Here is a 17,225-nt window from a genome sequence, read left to right as displayed (position 1 = left end):
TCGACGTGGCGGGGGTGGGCGCTGATGCAGCGGATCCGTATGCAGTCTCACGGTTAGAATCGAGGGCTTTGTCCGGTGGACAAACGATTCACAGCAACATCAATTCAGGAAATCAATATGGCAATCGAACGCACTCTCTCCATCATCAAGCCCGACGCAGTGGCAAAGAACGTCATCGGTCAGATCTATGCGCGCTTCGAAGCGGCTGGTCTCAAGGTCGTGGCTGCACGTATGGCCCATCTGTCGCGCCTGGAAGCCGAGCAGTTTTACGCTGTGCACAAAGAGCGTCCTTTCTTCAAGGATCTGGTGGACTTCATGATCTCCGGCCCCGTGATGATCCAGGCTCTGGAAGGTGAAAACGCGATTCTGAAAAACCGCGAACTCATGGGTGCCACTGACCCCAAGAAGGCAGAAGCCGGCACCATCCGCGCCGACTTCGCGGACAGCATCGACGCCAATGCAGTGCATGGTTCCGACGCCGCGGAAACCGCCCAGGCCGAAGTCGCTTTCTTCTTCCCTGGCCTGAACATTTACTCGCGCTGATATGGGTGTCCCCATGCCTGTTCCCGCACACGTGGGATACCTGCGCCATGGGGACGACTGGGTTCGGCCCACCCCGGGGAGGGCGCAGTGACCACCAATCTTTTGGAATTTGATCTCGACGGTCTGGCGGCTTTCTGCCAGCAGTTGGGTGAAAAGCGGTTTCGCGCTACGCAGTTGTTTCGCTGGATCCATCAACGCGGCGCCAGTGACTTTGACGCCATGAGTGATCTGGCAAAGGCCTTGCGCGACAAGCTCAAGGGCTGCGCGCGTGTTGAAGCCTTACCCGTCATCTCCGAACATGTGTCCACGGACGGCACCGTCAAATGGCTGTTCGACGTGGGTGATGGCAATGCAGTCGAGGCGGTTTTTATCCCCGAAGATGACCGGGGAACACTGTGTGTTTCCTCGCAGGCTGGGTGTGCCGTGGGGTGCCGCTTCTGCTCAACAGGTCATCAGGGCTTTAGCAGAAACCTTACGACGGGCGAAATCGTTGCGCAGCTTTGGTTTGCTGAGCATTCCCTTCGCCAGCGCCTTCAATCCGGTGACCGCGTCATTTCGAACGTGGTGATGATGGGGATGGGGGAGCCGCTGCAGAACTACTCGGCCCTCGTGCCGGCCTTGCGCGTCATGCTGGACGACCATGGGTATGGTTTGTCACGCAGGCGGGTTACAGTTTCAACGTCGGGTGTAGTTCCTATGATGGACCGCTTGGCCCTCGATTGTCCTGTGGCGCTCGCTGTGTCACTTCATGCGCCGAACGATCCATTGCGCGACAACCTGGTACCTCTGAACCGCAAGTATCCCATCGAGGAGTTGATGGCCGCATGCAACCGGTATCTGGCTCATGCCCCGCGTGACTTCATTACGTTTGAATATTGCATGCTGGATGGTGTGAATGACCAGGTTGAGCATGCTCGTCAGCTGATAGAACTCGTCAAGCCGGCGCGCGGCGCGGGAGTGCGCTGCAAATTCAACCTGATTCCTTTCAATCCGTTTCCGGCCTCTGGGCTGTTGCGTTCGCCGCAAAATCAGGTACTGGCTTTCGCTAAGGTTTTGAGCGAAGCGGGTATTGTCACCACCGTGCGCAAGACGCGGGGGGATGACATCGATGCTGCTTGCGGTCAACTCGCGGGTGATGTCAAGGATCGCACGAGAGCGGCTGAGCGCATGGCGAAGCAGCGGACAATTTTGCTCAAACCGGTGACTTGATTCTGCAAGCGGTCGACATTATTCAAGGAGGCTCTAAATGGTGGGATTGGCTGGACGCTGGCGGTACTGGGTTCGCTGGGCACTCATGGGGTGTGGTGTGGCTGCCTCGATGGCGGTCCTTCAGGGGTGCGCCACACAAAACGGTGCGCTGACTGCCGATGCCAACGCAGGTTTGATCACTCCGTCTGACGAGCCAGAAACGCGCCGACGCGCTCGCATCCGCCTGGAGCTGGCGTCCAACTATTTTGAGAATGGACAGACGGCTGTTGCGCTCGACGAAGTTAAGCAGGCCCTGGCTGCGGATCCCACGTATGCGGATGCTTTTAACCTTCGTGGCCTCATCTACATGAGGATGAATGATCTTGCGCAGGCGGATGACAGTTTTCGCCGGGCATTGGCTCTGAGAGGCGGAGACCCCAATTTGCTGCACAACTATGGATGGTTGTTGTGTCAGCAGCAGAAATACGCAGAAGCCGACCAGCAGTTTGGTCGCGCGCTCGCCAGCCCGGCGTACACCGCACGCAGCAAAACGCTGATGGCCAGGGGGCTCTGCCAGTCAGGTGCGGGAAGGTTTGCGGAAGCGGAAGACTCGCTGCTGAAATCCTATGAGCTGGATGCGTCCAACCCAGTGGTCGGCTACCATCTGGCCGCTCTTCTGTTGCGGAGAAACGAGTTGACGAAAGCCCAGTTCTATATTCGCCGCCTTAATAACAGTCAGTTCGCCAATTCTGAATCTTTATGGCTGGGAATCAAAGTGGAGCGTGCTTTGGGCGAAACAGTGGCCATGAGGCAGTTAGCGGACCAGCTGCGCAAGCGTTTCCCGGAGTCGCTGGAACTGGGTCTCTATGAGCGTGGGGCGTTCAATGAGTGAGGTAGCAGAGGCGACGGGCGTAACGGCGGGTGGCTTGTTGCGAGAGGCGCGACAAGCTTCAGGCATGCACATAGCTGCGTTGGCCGTGGCGTTGAAAGTGCCGGTGAGCAAGCTTGAAGCCCTGGAAGCTGATAACTATGGTGCCTTGCCAGATACGGTTTTTGTGCGGGCGCTGGCCTCGAGCATGTGCAGAACCTTGAAGCTGGACCCCGCCCCCATTTTGGCGCTTTTGCCGCAAAGTCAGAGCCCACGGCTTGCTACTGACAGCGCGGGATTGAACGCGCCGGTGAAGGGGGGGGAGGCAGGACTTCCACCACAGCGTCCTTTTCGTCGAGTTCGACTTCCAAGTCTGTCACAGTGATCGTCCTGGCGTTATTGGTAGGCGCGTTGGTATTGGTATTTTTTCCCAGGCAGCCGCACAGCGTTACTGGCTCTGCAGCGAGCTCCTCCGATGGTCGGGGGCCTGTAATAGAGCCAAACGACGCACCGGCTACGCCATCGGCGGTCATCCCTGGAACATCGCAAGAGGCCCCCCTGGTGTCAGCGCCCGCGTCAAGTGCTGCTCAGTCTTCCGCAGTTCCCGCAAGCACGGGATCTTCCGTAATAGCCGGCCAGAGTGAGCCACCAGCCTCAACGCCAGGGGGTGTTAGCGGGGTGGTGTCTCCGCAGGGCGGTGTTTTGGTATTGCGTGCCCGCAGTGAGTCGTGGATACAGGTGCGGGATTCTGCCGGCGCTTCCGTGCTGCAGCGCAATCTGACGGCTGGGGAGTCCGTGTCGGTCACAGGACAGCTGCCCTTGAGTGTTGTCGTGGGTCGTGCGGATGCGACAGAGGTCCTGGTGCGTGGAAAACCTTTGGATCTGACAACAGTGTCGCGTGACAACGTAGCGCGCTTCGAGGTGAAATAGTGGATCAGCTTCCTTGCGAAATGCAGCCCGTTGCAGTTGCCTCCCCCTTGCCCCGGCGGTCGCGCCAAGCCAAGGTTGTCTGGGGCTCGCGCGTCGTTACCGTAGGGGGGAATGCGCCCGTACGCGTGCAGTCAATGACCAATACCGATACGGTGGATGCAATCGGTACCGCCATACAGGTCAAGGAACTGGCGCAGGCCGGATCGGAGTTTGTCCGGATTACTGTGAATACCCCCGAGGCAGCAGCGGCTGTTCCGTACATACGCGAACAGTTGGACCGCATGGGGGAGAGTGTGCCCTTGGTGGGGGATTTCCACTACAACGGACACCGGCTGCTGACTGATTTTCCGGATTGCGCGCAGGCGCTTTCAAAGTACCGCATCAATCCCGGCAACGTTGGCAAAGGAGACAAGCGGGATCGGCAGTTCGGCCAGATGATTGATGCAGCCATGCGTTGGAACAAAGCTGTGCGCATCGGTGTTAACTGGGGCAGTCTCGACCAGGAGCTGCTGGCTGACTTGATGGATGCCAACAGCCGTCGCTCTGCTCCCTGGGAGGCACGCCAGGTTATGTATGAGGCCCTGATTACCTCGGCCATTGAGTCGGCTCGACGCGCTGAGGAAATGGGCCTTGATGGTAATCAGATCATCCTGTCCTGCAAGGTCAGCGGTGTGCAGGATCTAATATCCGTGTACCGTGAGCTGGCGCGTCGCTGCGACTATGCGTTGCACTTGGGTCTCACTGAAGCGGGCATGGGAACCAAAGGCACAGTAGCGTCCGCAGCTGCATTGTCGGTGTTGCTGCAGGAAGGCATCGGTGACACTATCCGCGTTTCGCTGACCCCCCAGCCAGGCGAGGCGCGTACCCAGGAAGTGGTCGTCGCATCCGAGATACTTCAAGCTTTGGGTATGCGCGTATTTGTCCCGAGTGTCACGGCATGTCCAGGTTGTGGCCGTACGACCAGCACAACATTTCAGGATCTTGCCAAGCAGATTGATGACTTTCTGCGTGCCCAGATGCCGGTATGGCGTGTCCGCTATCCCGGCGTAGAAAACCTGCGCGTGGCAGTGATGGGCTGCATTGTCAACGGCCCCGGCGAGAGCAAACATGCCGATATCGGTATCAGCCTGCCAGGTACCGGGGAGGCTCCTGCAGCGCCCGTGTTCATCGATGGCGAGAAAGCGATGACTCTGCGAGGCGACAACATTGCCAATGAATTCCACCACATCGTGGAGCAGTACATCGAGCGGCGTTTTGGCGTCGCTGCTGCGGCATCGTCCTGAGTGCCGCACACCATGGCGTGATTGATGTGTGTCACCACCCCGAAATGGTGCGCGACTTCTGTCCAGAATTTGTCAGATTGAGAAAAGAACAGTTGTGAGTAACGAAAAAAGCGCTTCGTCGATCAAGCAGGAAAAGCTGGTGGCCGTGAAAGGCATGAACGATATCTTGCCCCCAGAATCTGCCCGATGGGAGTGGCTGGAGTCCAGGGTGCGCACACTCATGGCTCGGTATGCCTACCGCAATATCCGCACGCCAATTGTTGAGCCCACCGCCCTGTTTGTGCGGGGGCTGGGTGAGGTTACGGACATCGTCGAAAAAGAGATGTACTCGTTCGAGGATCGTCTCAATGGCGAACACCTTACCTTGCGCCCCGAATCGACGGCAGGCGTTGTGCGCGCAGTTGCAGAGCACTCCATGCTGTATGACGGGGGTAAGCGTCTCTATTACATGGGCCCCATGTTTCGCCATGAGCGCCCGCAGCGCGGGCGCTATCGCCAGTTCCACCAGATAGGGGCGGAGGCGCTGGGTTTCCCCGGGGCGGAGGTCGATGCAGAACTGATTCTTCTGGCCCACTCGCTGTGGCGCGAACTCGGTCTGCAGAATGTGCGCCTGGAGCTGAACAGCTTGGGTGAACCGCATGAGCGCAAGGCGCACCGGGCGGCCCTGATCTCGTATCTGGAACAGCACGTTGAGGTGCTTGATGATGAGGCGCGAAGACGTTTGTACAGCAATCCGTTGCGTATCCTGGATACCAAGAACCCTGCCATGCAGGCGGTCGTGGAGGCTGCGCCTCAATTGATCGATTTTTTGGGACCGAAGTCGCTCGCGCACTTTGACGCAGTAAAGACTATCCTGAGTGCCAACGATGTAGCCTGGACGGTAAATCCCCGGCTCGTTCGGGGAATGGACTATTACAACCTGACGGTCTTTGAATTTGTCACTGATCAGCTAGGTTCGCAGGGCACGATTTGTGGCGGCGGTCGCTACGACTATTTGATTGAACAGATCGGTGGAAAGGCGGCTCCGGCGGTGGGTTGGGCTCTGGGGGTAGAACGTGTCCTGGAACTGCTTAAGGAACAGACCAGCGTAGCCCCCCCCTGGCGCCAGATGTATATGCTGTGATTCCGTCCGTCACGGCGCTCCCCGTGGCAGTGGCCGCGATTGAGAGTCTGCGGCGGTTGGGCATAAGTGTGCAGATGCATGCTGCCCCTGCGGGGAGTGATGGTATGGGCAGTATGAAGTCCCAGTTCAAGAGGGCGGACGCGAGCGGTGCACAGCACGCGCTCGTTTTTGGTGACGACGAGCTGTCCCGGGGGATGGTTGTCGTCAAGTCACTGCGCGATGGCATTGGGGCCCAGTCTGACCGTCCGCTAGATTCCGTGGCCGAGTGGGCTGCAACCCTACAATCCAATTGCTAAACAGAACACATTCCATGGCAAATCACCTTGATCTTGAAGAACAAGAGCAGCTTGACCAGCTCAAGCATTTCTGGAACACCTGGGGCACGCTCATCAGCTCTGTGCTGATTCTCGTAGCAGGCTCCTTGGTCGCTTGGAACGGATACCAGTATTGGCAGAGTCGGCAGGCTGGACAGGCCGCAGCTCTCTATGACGCTGTGGAGGTGGCCGCCCGGTCGGGTGATCCGGTGCGCATGTCACAGGCCTTTGCTGACCTGAAAGCCAAGTATGCGAGTACGACGCAGGCAAGCCAGGCGGGGCTGGCACTGGCCAAGACCATGGTGGAAGCAGGTGATGCCGACAGTGCCAAGGAGCCGCTTGCTTGGGTGGCCGCACAGTCGGGAGATGATGGTCTCAAGGCATTGGCCAAGGTGCGCCTGGCGAGTGTGCTGATGGATCAGAAAAACTACGATGACGCACTCAAGGAATTGTCTGGCAGTGCGCCTGTGGAGTTTGAAGCCGTTTTTGCAGATCGCAAAGGAGATATTTATCTGCTGCTGGACAAGCGTGCCGACGCTATTGCGGAATATACGAAAGCCTTGAAGGCCCTCGAGGAGGGTGTGGAGTACCGTCGCCTTGTGGAAGTCAAACTCGGAGCTCTGGGGGTTTCTCCGCAAGGTACGGCGGTCGCCGCTGCCGGATCCGCGGAAGGGGTGAAACAGCGATGACGTTCATTCGTGGAGACGGCCTGAAGGGCCTGGTTTTCAGCGTGCGTGGGGTCTGTTCTGCGGTCTTGGTCGCGATGTTGGCGGGATGCTCATTGTGGGGTGGAGGAAGCTCCAAGCCGGTGCCGGCGGATCTCGGAGCCAATGTTGCTGTCCTTGGCGTACGCCAAGCGTGGACTGCGCGCATAGGAAACGTTTCGGGGCTTCCTCTTGAGATCCATTCCGCGGGCAGTGTGGTAACTGTTGCTTCCTCCGACGGGGTTGTGGCGGCCATTGACGCCCGCACCGGCGCAGACCTGTGGCGTGTAGCTCTTTCGGAGCCGTTGTCCGCGGGTGTGGGAAGCGACGGCAAGTCGGCTGCCGTTGTTGCTCGTAGCAACGCCCTGATCGTTCTGGATGGGGGGCGCGAGCGGTGGCGCCAGCCGTTGGGGGCGCAGGTTTTCACCCCCCCTCTCGTTGCGGGAGGGCGGGTATTTGTGCTTTCGGCCGATCGTTCCTTGTCTGCTTTTGATGCGTTGACGGGGCGCAAACTTTGGAGCCTGCAGCGACCCGGTGAACCCTTGATTTTACGCCAGTCTGGCGTTCTGCTGGCTGCGGGCGATACCTTGGTTACAGGCTTCTCCGGCCGTCTTGTGGGGCTAAATCCCGACAATGGGAGCGTTCGTTGGGAGGCTCCCTTGGCCAGCGCTCGGGGTACCAACGATGTCGAGAGACTGGTGGAGTTGGTGGGGCGTACCAGCCGGGTGGAAGAATCCATCTGTGCGCGTGCTTTTCAGGCAGCAGTGGGTTGTGTTAACGCTGCGAGAGGTTCGGTGAGCTGGACGCTACCCGCTAGTGGTGCTGAGGGGGTGCATGGTGACGGAGAGGCACTGTTCGGAGCTGAGAGCAATGGTACGGTGACCGCATGGCGTCGCGGCGATGGGTCGCGTCTGTGGTCGACTGACCGGCTCAAACATCGCAAGTTGACAGCTCCTTTGCTGTTGGGGCGCTCAGTGGTGGTCGGTGACGAAACAGGCCTCGTTCATCTGCTTTCCCGCACGGACGGTTCCCCTCTTAACCGCATCTCCACCGACGGATCTGGCATTGCTGCAGCACCTGCTGTGGCAGCAGATACGCTGGTCGTGGTTACACGCAATGGTGGAGTCTACGGATTCCGGCCAGATTGAGGACTCTTATTTAATGAAGCCAGTTATCGCCCTCGTGGGGCGTCCGAATGTCGGCAAGTCCACTTTATTCAACCGTCTGACCAAGTCCCGTGACGCCATTGTTGCGGACTTTGCTGGGCTTACGCGTGACAGGCATTACGGCAATGGCAAGCAGGGTAAGCATGAGTACATCGTCATAGACACCGGTGGCTTCGAACCTGATGCATCAACCGGCATTTACAAAGAGATGGCCAAGCAGACGCAGCAGGCGGTGGCCGAGGCTGACGTGGTCATATTTGTCGTGGATGCGCGTGCCGGCGTGTCTGCGCAAGACCATGACATCGCCAATTACCTGCGTCGCCTAGGGAAACCTTGTGTACTGGTAGCCAACAAGGCAGAGGGCATGCTGGAGGGGGTGCAACTGGCCGAGTTTTATGAACTGGGTCTCGGCGACGTGTACCCAGTGTCTGCCGCGCATGGGCAAGGCATTCGTAGCTTGGTGGAGATTGCGCTGGAGCCGCTTCAGCTTCCTGATCCGGATGATTCCGAGGTTGAATCTGACAAGAGCATCATCAAACTTGCCGTCGCTGGCCGGCCGAATGTCGGCAAATCGACACTGATAAACACTTGGCTTGGCGAAGAACGGCTCGTAGCGTTTGACATGCCCGGAACAACCCGGGATGCCATCACGGTACCTTTCGAGCGCAACGGCCAGCGCTTCGAACTGGTGGATACGGCGGGGCTGCGACGCAAGGGCAAGGTTTTTGAAGCTATAGAAAAATTCTCGGTCGTCAAAACCCTCCAGGCCATTGAGTCAGCCAATGTGGTTTTGCTGTTGCTTGACGCAACACAGGGTGTCACAGATCAGGATGCGCACATCGCGGGCTACATCCTGGAAAGTGGCCGGGCGGTCGTTGTTGCTGTCAATAAATGGGACGCTGTGGACGATTACCAGCGCCAGTTGTTGGAGCGCTCCATTGAGACCCGGCTGGCGTTCCTGAAATTCGCGTCGTTGCATTTCATCTCTGCGAAAAAACGCCAAGGTTTGGGCCCGCTGTGGGCGTCCATTGCCCAGGCGCACAAGGCGGCCACATGCAAGATGTCTACGCCGGTGCTTACACGGTTGTTGCTGGAAGCCGTCCAGTTTCAGAGTCCGAAGCGTGCGGGCATGTTCCGACCAAAGATGCGGTATGCGCATCAAGGGGGCATGAATCCGCCGGTCATTGTCATTCACGGAAACTCTCTGGAGCATGTGACGGATGCCTACAAGCGGTTTCTGGAAGGCCGCTTCCGCAAGGAATTCGACTTGGTTGGTACGCCCCTGCGGATTGAAATGAAAACCTCACATAACCCTTTTGCCGGGAAAGACGAGGTGTGATTTAAACGCGGGTAACACGAAGGGCCATGCCACAGCAACGGAGTTCAGTGCCGTTGCTGTGGTAAGGTGCTGGTTTACAACAACAGTTTTGAACACGGAGAATATCGTGAGCAATAAAGGCCAGCTTTTGCAAGACCCCTTTCTCAACGCGCTGCGTCGAGAGCATGTGCCGGTTTCCATTTACTTGGTCAACGGTATCAAACTCCAAGGGCAGATCGAGTCCTTTGACCAGTACGTCGTGTTGTTGCGCAACACGGTCACGCAGATGGTCTACAAGCACGCGATTTCCACCATCGTTCCTGGCCGTGCAGTGAACTTCACCACCGCAGACACCGCAGATGCAGACGGCAGCAACCCCTGAGGTGCTAGAGCGGTGTCTGACCTTCTTTGATTTCAGAGACTCGGCAATGGGTCACTGGCTTTGAATTCCATGACTGCTTTGCCAGGGGGCGAGACTCCTGTGTTGCTCGTGGGAGTGGATTTTGGCCATCCTCACTTTGATGGTGAACTGGAAGAGTTGGGCTTGCTTGCAGAAACTGCCGGCATGATGCCTGTCGCCCGGTTGACCTGCAAGCGCAAAGCTCCAGACGCTGCTCTATTTGTTGGAAGTGGCAAGGCGGATGAAATCCGGATGCTAGCGCAGCTGCACGGGGCTTTGGAAGTGCTGTTCGATCAGGCCCTCAGCCCGGCGCAGCAGCGTAATCTCGAGCGGCATTTGGAGCTTCCAGTGAATGACCGCACCTTGCTGATTCTGGAAATATTTGCCCAACGTGCCCGCAGCCACGAGGGTAAGCTGCAAGTTGAGCTAGCTAGGTTGCAGTACCTTAGCACGCGACTTGTGCGTCGTTGGTCGCATCTGGAACGCCAGACTGGTGGTATCGGCGCGCGCGGTGGTCCTGGGGAAAAGCAGATCGAGCTTGACCGTCGCATGATTGGTGATGCTGTCAAGCGAACGCGCGAACGTTTGGTGAAGGTCAAGCGTCAGCGATCGACCCAGAGAAGGCAGAGAGAGCGCCGCGACACCTTCAATATTTCATTGGTAGGGTATACCAACGCGGGAAAGTCCACGCTATTCAATGCGTTGGTAAAAGCGCGGGCGTACGCAGCAGACCAGTTGTTCGCGACGCTGGATACTACAACCCGACAACTGTACCTGGGTGGTGCGGACAGATCGGTCTCCCTGTCTGACACCGTGGGATTCATCCGGGATTTGCCCCATGGTTTGGTGGATGCGTTCCAAGCAACGTTGCAGGAGGCCATTGATGCTGACCTTCTTTTGCATGTGGTGGATGCATCCAATCCCGGCTTTCCCGAACAAATGGAGCAAGTCCAGCGGGTGTTGCGTGAAATTGGTGCAGCGGACATACCTCAGATACTTGTGTTCAACAAGATTGACTTGCTGCCGAATGAGCAACGACCAGTGCAAACAGGCGATCACTATGACTTGGATGGTCACGTGTTCCGCCGTCTGTTCGTGAGCGCTCAATCTGGCGAGGGGCTGGATGTGCTGCGGCAGGCATTGGCGAGTACCGTACTCGCGGCGCAGGCTGCCATGACCCCTGGTACAGCCATTGAATTGCCAGGGATTTCGACTTGATTGGGCACAATGCCAGCATTCGAAATGCCAATTTGAGAACGTGAGAATTTCCGCATGAATTTCCAAGACCGCACCTTACGCTGGGCGTCACTCCCAGGACGTATTCGGGGCATGTTCAATCTGAATGACCCACGTTGGGGTAGAGGTGACGACAACAAAGCCGATGACAGCAACCGGCCGGACGATCGCCCTGCAAATCCTCCCGCCGGAGGTCGTGGTGGAGATCAGCGTCCCAGCAACAGTGGGCAGCCGCCGGACCTTGATGAGCTCTGGCGCGACCTGAACAAGAAACTTGGAGGTTTTTTTGGTTCCAAGGGCGGGGCTGGTCGTGGTCCAGGCGGTGGTAGCCCGGGAGGTGGATTCCAGCCTGACATGAAAAATGCAGGTGTGGGGCTGGGTCTTATCGCGGGTATCGCCTTTGTCATCTGGCTGGGGACAGGGTTCTTCATTGTTCAAGAAGGTCAGCAAGCTGTCATAACCCAGTTTGGCAAGTACAAGAGCACGGTAGGGGCTGGCTTTAATTGGCGCCTGCCGTACCCTATTGAGCGCCACGAACTGGTGTTTGTGACGCAAATCCGCTCCGCTGATGTGGGCCGCGACAACATCATCAAGAGTACTGGGTTGCGTGAGTCGGCGATGCTGACGGAAGACGAAAACATCGTGGAAATCAAATTCGCGGTTCAATACCGGCTGAACGATGCCCGTGCGTGGCTGTTTGAGAGCAGGAACCCGTCCGACGCTGTGGTTCAGGCAGCCGAGACTGCAGTGCGCGAGGTGGTTGGAAAGATGCGGATGGATTCCGCCTTGGCGGAAGAGCGTGATCAGATTGCGCCACGCGTTCGTACCCTCATGCAGACCATTCTTGATCGCTACAAGGTGGGGGTGGAGGTAGTTGGCATCAATCTGCAGCAGGGAGGCGTACGCCCTCCCGAGCAGGTTCAGGCATCGTTCGATGACGTACTGAAAGCCGGTCAAGAGCGTGAACGAGCCAAGAACGAAGCGCAGGCCTATGCCAACGATGTTATTCCCCGGGCAGTGGGTTCTGCTTCGCGTTTGAATGAAGAGGCAGCTGCTTACAAGGCGAGAATTGTTGCTCAGGCACAAGGTGATGCACAACGGTTTTCATCTATCCTGGCCGAGTACCAAAGGGCACCCCAGGTAACGCGTGATCGCATGTACCTGGAGGCCATGCAGCAAATCTATGGGAACGTGACCAAGGTGCTGGTGGAATCGCGTCAGGGCTCCAATCTCTTGTACCTGCCGCTGGACAAAATCATGCAAGGCGTCGCTGCGGGTGGAGCTGCCGCAGAGCCGCTGTCGGGCACTGTGGTGCCGCCGACGATGCCGTCCGGCCCGTCATCCAGTTTGTCGAATGATCCCCGTGCGCGTGACAGCAGCCGCACACGTGAACGCGAATCTCGCTAGGAGCAACTTGTGAATAGAGTCGGATTTATTGCTTCTACCCTGTTGGTGGTGCTGGCCCTGATGAGCTCGATGCTTTTTGTGGTGGATCAGCGGCAGTTTGGGGTGCTGTATGCACTTGGTCAGATCAAAGAGGTGATCACCGAGCCGGGGTTGAATTTCAAATTGCCACCGCCTTTTCAGAATGTCTCGTACATAGACAAGCGGCTTTTGACGCTGGATAGCAGCGATACCGAGCCGATGCTGACCGCAGAAAAGCAGCGTGTAGTGATTGACTGGTACGTGCGGTGGCGGATCTCTGAGCCCACCGAATACATCCGCAATGTTGGCCTGGACGAAAATGCGGGTGCCATGCAGCTCAATCGTGTAGTGCGCAATGCCTTCCAGGAAGAAATCAACAAGCGAACCGTCAAGGAGCTTCTGTCGCTCAAGCGGGAGGCTCTGATGGCCGATGTCAAGCGCGAGGTGCTGGAGAGCGTTCGGGGTGCGAAACCCTGGGGGGTGGATGTTGTCGATGTGCGCATAACACGTGTCGATTACGTCGAGGCGATTACGGAATCGGTATATCGGCGCATGGAGGCTGAGCGCAAGCGTGTGGCCAACGAACTCCGTTCTACGGGTGCAGCGGAGGGTGAGAAAATTCGCGCAGATGCCGACCGCCAGCGCGAAATCACGATTGCCAATGCCTACCGCGATGCACAGAAGATCAAGGGAGAAGGGGATGCCGAGGCCGCCCGCATTTACGCTGAGTCATTCGGTCGGGATCCGCAATTTGCGCAGTTCTACAGAAGTCTTGAAGCCTACAAATCCAGCTTCAACAAGAAGAGCGATGTCATGGTGCTTGATCCATCGACATCGGATTTTTTCAAGACCTTCCGAGGCGGTAACGCTGCTTCCACGTCGGCGGCGCCGCGAAAGTAGTCGTGTTCGTGCCATGCTCTGCTTGCCGCCGTGAACTCCGATAGCCTCTGGGCGGCCTTTGGCTTGTTTCTGCTCATAGAGGGGTTGCTGCCATTTCTTTCACCATCGAGGTGGCGGAGTGCAGTCGCGCAGATTGCCCTGATGCGAGATGGTCAAATCCGGGCTTTCGGTTTGGTTGCCATTCTCGCGGGCGCGTTGATGCTCTGGGTCTGAATAGCGCACGAACTGGTAGCTGGTGTGGATCTCCCGATGTTCTCGTCGCTACCGGTAGAATCACGGTTTTAACAGCCTCCCCTTTTCTACATGTCTGCTTGGGTCCTTCCGGATCACATTGCCGATGTCTTGCCGTCCGAAGCGCGGCACATCGAAGAGTTGCGTCGCGGGCTGCTTGATACAGCCCGTTGTTACGGCTATGAATTGGTCATGCCTCCGCTTATGGAGCACCTGGAGTCATTGCTCACCGGTACTGGCGAAGCGCTAGATCTCCAGACATTCAAGCTGGTGGACCAGCTCTCTGGGCGCTCCATGGGTCTCCGCGCGGACACAACGCCGCAAGTGGCACGAATCGACGCGCATTTGCTCAATCGTAAAGGAGTCACTCGCCTGTGCTATTGCGGCCCCGTGCTTCACGCGAGGCCTGATCGGCCGCACGCCACGCGTGAGCCGCTCCAGTTTGGAGCAGAGATCTACGGACATGCAGGGCTTGAGGCGGATCTGGAGGCGTTAGAGCTGGCCAGAGACTGCTTGCGTACTGCCAATGTGGCAGACACCTCGATTGACTTGGCTGACGTGCGCATAGTGCGCAATCTACTCGCGGGTGTGTCGTTAAGTGCGCTTGATCTGCGTCGTATCCACGCGGCGCTTGCGGCCAAAGATGGAGCTGAACTTGCGACATTGACCCGACTTTTCCCTGCGGAATCCCGAGAGGGTTTGTTATCGCTGCTGCAGCTCTATGGCGACCAGGGTGTATTGAATGAGGCCGAAAAAGCACTTCAGCGCTTTCCTGGTATTGCTGTAGTGCTATCAAACTTAAAGTGGCTTGCTTCCCGTCTTGAAGGTGCTACCGTTACGTTCGATCTGGCCGATTTGCGTGGGTATGCGTACTACAGTGGCGCGCGGTTCGCAATTTATTCCCCCGGCGGGAGCGATGCGCTCGTACGCGGTGGCCGATATGACGAGGTGGGTGCTGTATTCGGTCGCAATCGTCCTGCGGCTGGCTTCAGCCTGGATATCAAGCAGGTGGTGGGCGTGGTGTCTCCGCGTGCTTTGAAGGCTGCCATCCGTGCTCCTTGGGGAGAATCCGATGATGTGAATGCGGCTATTGCCGAACTACGGCGTTCGGGTGAGACGGTAGTCTGTGTATTGCCGGGACATGAGAGCGAAGTGGACGAATTTCACTGCGACCGGGAACTGGTGCAGGTTGCGGGCCGCTGGGTCGTGCAATCTGTTTGAGCGTTTGACAATTGAATTGGGTTTGAGATGAAAGTAACCAAAGGTCGCAACGTGGTAGTGGTCGGAACCCAGTGGGGCGACGAGGGCAAAGGCAAGCTGGTCGACTGGTTGACCGAAAGTGCACAAGGCGTGGTCCGTTTCCAAGGTGGGCACAACGCCGGCCACACATTGGTCATCAACGGGGTTAAGACTGCTTTACACCTTATTCCCAGCGGAATCATGCGTCCGGGTGTGAAATGCTACATCGGCAACGGCGTGGTGTTGTCGGCAGCCAAGCTGTTTGAAGAAATCGAAGGGCTTGAAAAAGCGGGGGTTGAAGTGCGTTCTCGCCTGCGCATCAGCGAAGCTTGTCCGCTCATCCTTCCGTTTCACGCTGCCCTTGATGTGGCGCGTGAGGCTGCGCGCGAGCAAGGTGGCGCGGAAAAAATCGGGACTACAGGTCGCGGGATCGGACCCGCGTACGAAGACAAGATCGCTCGTCGCGCCTTGAGGGTGCAAGATTTGAAATATCCCGAGCGTTTTGCGGCCAAGCTGCGTGATTTGCTGGATCTGCACAACCACGTACTCACCACGTATCTGGGCTCAGAAGCCTTCGTATTTGGCGACGCACTCAAGCCGTACATCCAAAGTGGCAGAGTTCTGTTTGATGTGGTTTACGCCGAAGCCATGCGTCATGCCGAATTGCTCAAGCCCATGATGGCTGATGTATCGCGTGAGCTAAACGACGCCCACCGGGATGGTGCCAACCTTCTGTTTGAAGGCGCGCAAGGTACGTTGCTGGACGTGGATCATGGGACATATCCCTATGTTACGTCGAGCAATTGCGTTGCTGGGAACGCTGCCGCCGGGTCGGGTGTCGGGCCGGGCATGTTGCATTACATATTAGGCATAACCAAAGCGTATTGCACCCGTGTTGGCGGCGGTCCTTTCCCTACGGAACTTGACTGGGAAGTAGCCGGTACGCCTGGCTATCACATGAGTACTGTGGGCGCCGAGAAGGGGGTGACCACGGGGCGTAGTCGCCGCTGCGGTTGGTTTGATGCGGCCCTGCTCAAGCGTAGTGCGCAGGTCAACGGCTTATCTGGATTGTGCATCACGAAGCTGGACGTGCTGGACGGGCTCGAGGAATTGCTGCTCTGCACGGGATATGAACTCGACGGCCAGCACATTGATCTTTTGCCGATGGCTGCGGAGGAGATCTCACGTTGCAAGCCTATCTATGAAACCCTCCCCGGTTGGAGTGAATCCACGGTGGGGGTCACCGACTACGACAAGCTTCCGCAAAGCGCGCGGCGCTACCTGGAACGTATTGAGCAAGTGACTGGCGTGCCTATTGACATGATTTCTACCAGTCCCGACCGGGATCACACCATCATGATGCGTCATCCTTATGTCGCCAGCTGATGTTTTGTTGTCGCCTATAAGTCTTGCGCACATAGTGTTCTATCGAGGAGTTGTTTCATGTTGACCGAAGACGGCAAACACCTTTACGTCAGCTACGATGAGTACCATAGCTTGATCGAGAAGCTCGCCCTCAAAGTGCATCAGTCTGAATGGGAGTTCGACACCATCTTGTGCCTTGCGCGGGGAGGGTTGCGACCTGGCGATATCCTGAGTCGGATCTTTGACAAGCCGTTGGCCATCATGTCCACGAGCTCATACCGCGCAGAGGCCGGAACAGTGCAGGGGCATCTGGATATTGCTCGGTTCATTACTACTCCCAAAGGCGAAATTGCTGGCAAGGTGCTGCTGGTGGATGATCTCGCAGACTCTGGGCATACTTTGCACGCTGTCATCCACATGCTGAAAACCAACTATGAGCCCATCACCGAATTGCGCAGTGCTGTGATCTGGACCAAGGGCCTGTCGACCTTCACGCCCGACTATTCGGTGGAGTTTCTGCCGACCAACCCCTGGATACATCAGCCGTTTGAGGGCTACGATAGTTTGAGCCCTGAGAAGCTGCTTGAGAAGTGGCAGGTGTGAACAGTATCTCGCTCGTTTGCCTGTAGCCAATCAGAAATTTCGCACGCAACTCTTCAGGACCCCCAAAACAGTGCTATAGTCGAGGGCTTCGCTACCGATGCGACGCTGCAGAAAACGCGGCGTTGCTGAAGGCGCAGATCTGTGACGGGCCGAGTGCTGCGCTGCAGCTGATGCCGGGGTGGTGGGGTGAAAGAAAGTTTGGTTTTGGATTGCAGGCGGTGTAAAAACCGGTATATAATTCAAGGCTTCGCTGAGTGGAGGTTGATGTCGCAAGACGCTGCTTTTGCAAGGTGATGAAAACTGAGAAAGTTTTCAAAAGTTTGACAGTTCTTTAAAAACTGTGCTAGAATTCAAGGCTCAGCTGATCGCAGCTAGGTCAGGAAAACAAG

The 17,225-nt window shown here is 57.3% G+C and carries 17 protein-coding genes and 1 pseudogene; all 18 read left to right on the top strand.

Features of this window, described 5'->3' with window-relative positions:
- Window positions 1–117 precede the first annotated feature (117 nt).
- The 18 genes and pseudogenes from ndk to KYG_RS15855 all read left to right on the top strand — a co-directional run bounded on the left by ndk (window position 118) and on the right by KYG_RS15855 (window position 16,836).
- On the top strand, window positions 118–543 hold the full coding sequence (gene ndk / locus KYG_RS15925; RefSeq protein WP_008905954.1) for a nucleoside-diphosphate kinase: 426 nt from the start codon (window positions 118–120) through the stop codon (window positions 541–543).
- An 87-nt stretch (window positions 544–630) separates the two neighbouring features.
- Window positions 631–1,752, top strand: coding sequence for a 23S rRNA (adenine(2503)-C(2))-methyltransferase RlmN (gene rlmN, locus KYG_RS15920; RefSeq protein ID WP_008905953.1), 1,122 nt, complete (start codon window positions 631–633; stop codon window positions 1,750–1,752).
- Window positions 1,753–1,789: 37 nt separating this feature from the next.
- Window positions 1,790–2,623: a type IV pilus biogenesis/stability protein PilW gene (gene pilW, locus KYG_RS15915; RefSeq protein ID WP_008905952.1), complete on the top strand. Its 834-nt coding sequence runs from the start codon at window positions 1,790–1,792 to the stop codon at window positions 2,621–2,623.
- Window positions 2,598–2,984: a helix-turn-helix domain-containing protein gene (locus tag KYG_RS25260; protein WP_369749967.1), complete on the top strand. Its 387-nt coding sequence runs from the start codon at window positions 2,598–2,600 to the stop codon at window positions 2,982–2,984. Before pilW ends, KYG_RS25260 begins: the two co-directional genes overlap by 26 nt.
- Window positions 2,981–3,529, top strand: coding sequence for a RodZ domain-containing protein (locus KYG_RS25525; protein WP_246330933.1), 549 nt, complete (start codon window positions 2,981–2,983; stop codon window positions 3,527–3,529). The genes KYG_RS25260 and KYG_RS25525 overlap by 4 nt, the downstream gene beginning before the upstream one ends.
- Before the next feature lie 20 nt (window positions 3,530–3,549).
- Window positions 3,550–4,812, top strand: coding sequence for a flavodoxin-dependent (E)-4-hydroxy-3-methylbut-2-enyl-diphosphate synthase (gene ispG, locus KYG_RS15910; protein WP_008905951.1), 1,263 nt, complete (start codon window positions 3,550–3,552; stop codon window positions 4,810–4,812).
- Window positions 4,813–4,966: 154 nt separating this feature from the next.
- Window positions 4,967–6,231, top strand: a pseudogene (gene hisS / locus KYG_RS15905) (histidine--tRNA ligase).
- A 14-nt stretch (window positions 6,232–6,245) separates the two neighbouring features.
- The gene (locus KYG_RS15900; RefSeq protein ID WP_008905950.1) at window positions 6,246–6,938 is read left to right on the top strand and encodes a tetratricopeptide repeat protein; all 693 of its coding nucleotides are present in this window, start codon (window positions 6,246–6,248) and stop codon (window positions 6,936–6,938) included.
- A gap of 74 nt (window positions 6,939–7,012) precedes the next feature.
- Window positions 7,013–8,101 carry an outer membrane protein assembly factor BamB gene (bamB, locus tag KYG_RS23920; protein WP_237707281.1) on the top strand — a complete coding sequence of 363 codons (1,089 nt, stop codon included), beginning with the start codon at window positions 7,013–7,015 and terminating at the stop codon, window positions 8,099–8,101.
- Window positions 8,102–8,114: 13 nt separating this feature from the next.
- Complete coding sequence (der, locus tag KYG_RS15895) at window positions 8,115–9,458, top strand: ribosome biogenesis GTPase Der (RefSeq protein ID WP_008905948.1); 1,344 nt, start codon at window positions 8,115–8,117, stop codon at window positions 9,456–9,458.
- A gap of 106 nt (window positions 9,459–9,564) precedes the next feature.
- Entirely contained in the window at window positions 9,565–9,819 is a 255-nt protein-coding gene (gene hfq, locus KYG_RS15890; protein WP_008905947.1) for an RNA chaperone Hfq, read from the top strand.
- 69 nt (window positions 9,820–9,888) lie between these two features.
- Entirely contained in the window at window positions 9,889–11,055 is a 1,167-nt protein-coding gene (gene hflX, locus KYG_RS15885; protein WP_034694978.1) for a GTPase HflX, read from the top strand.
- A 54-nt stretch (window positions 11,056–11,109) separates the two neighbouring features.
- Window positions 11,110–12,480 carry an FtsH protease activity modulator HflK gene (gene hflK / locus KYG_RS15880; protein WP_034694977.1) on the top strand — a complete coding sequence of 457 codons (1,371 nt, stop codon included), beginning with the start codon at window positions 11,110–11,112 and terminating at the stop codon, window positions 12,478–12,480.
- A gap of 9 nt (window positions 12,481–12,489) precedes the next feature.
- Window positions 12,490–13,398, top strand: coding sequence for a protease modulator HflC (gene hflC, locus KYG_RS15875; RefSeq protein WP_034694976.1), 909 nt, complete (start codon window positions 12,490–12,492; stop codon window positions 13,396–13,398).
- Window positions 13,399–13,428: 30 nt separating this feature from the next.
- Window positions 13,429–13,611, top strand: a complete 183-nt coding sequence (locus KYG_RS15870) for a DUF2065 domain-containing protein (protein ID WP_034694975.1) — start codon at window positions 13,429–13,431, stop codon at window positions 13,609–13,611.
- Window positions 13,612–13,701: 90 nt separating this feature from the next.
- Entirely contained in the window at window positions 13,702–14,850 is a 1,149-nt protein-coding gene (locus KYG_RS15865; RefSeq protein ID WP_008905943.1) for an ATP phosphoribosyltransferase regulatory subunit, read from the top strand.
- Window positions 14,851–14,877: 27 nt separating this feature from the next.
- Entirely contained in the window at window positions 14,878–16,254 is a 1,377-nt protein-coding gene (locus KYG_RS15860; protein WP_008905942.1) for an adenylosuccinate synthase, read from the top strand.
- Between the two features lie 57 nt (window positions 16,255–16,311).
- A complete protein-coding gene (locus KYG_RS15855; RefSeq protein WP_008905941.1) occupies window positions 16,312–16,836 on the top strand; it encodes a phosphoribosyltransferase in 525 nt (174 codons plus the stop codon).
- Window positions 16,837–17,225 lie beyond the last annotated feature (389 nt).

The sequence above is a fragment of the Acidovorax sp. NO-1 genome (assembly GCF_000238595.1).
In the GTDB taxonomy this organism is placed as follows: Bacteria; Pseudomonadota; Gammaproteobacteria; order Burkholderiales; family Burkholderiaceae_C; genus Acidovorax.
The sequence above is the reverse complement of the archived record's forward strand: the minus strand, read 5'-3'. Positions and strand labels throughout refer to the sequence as shown.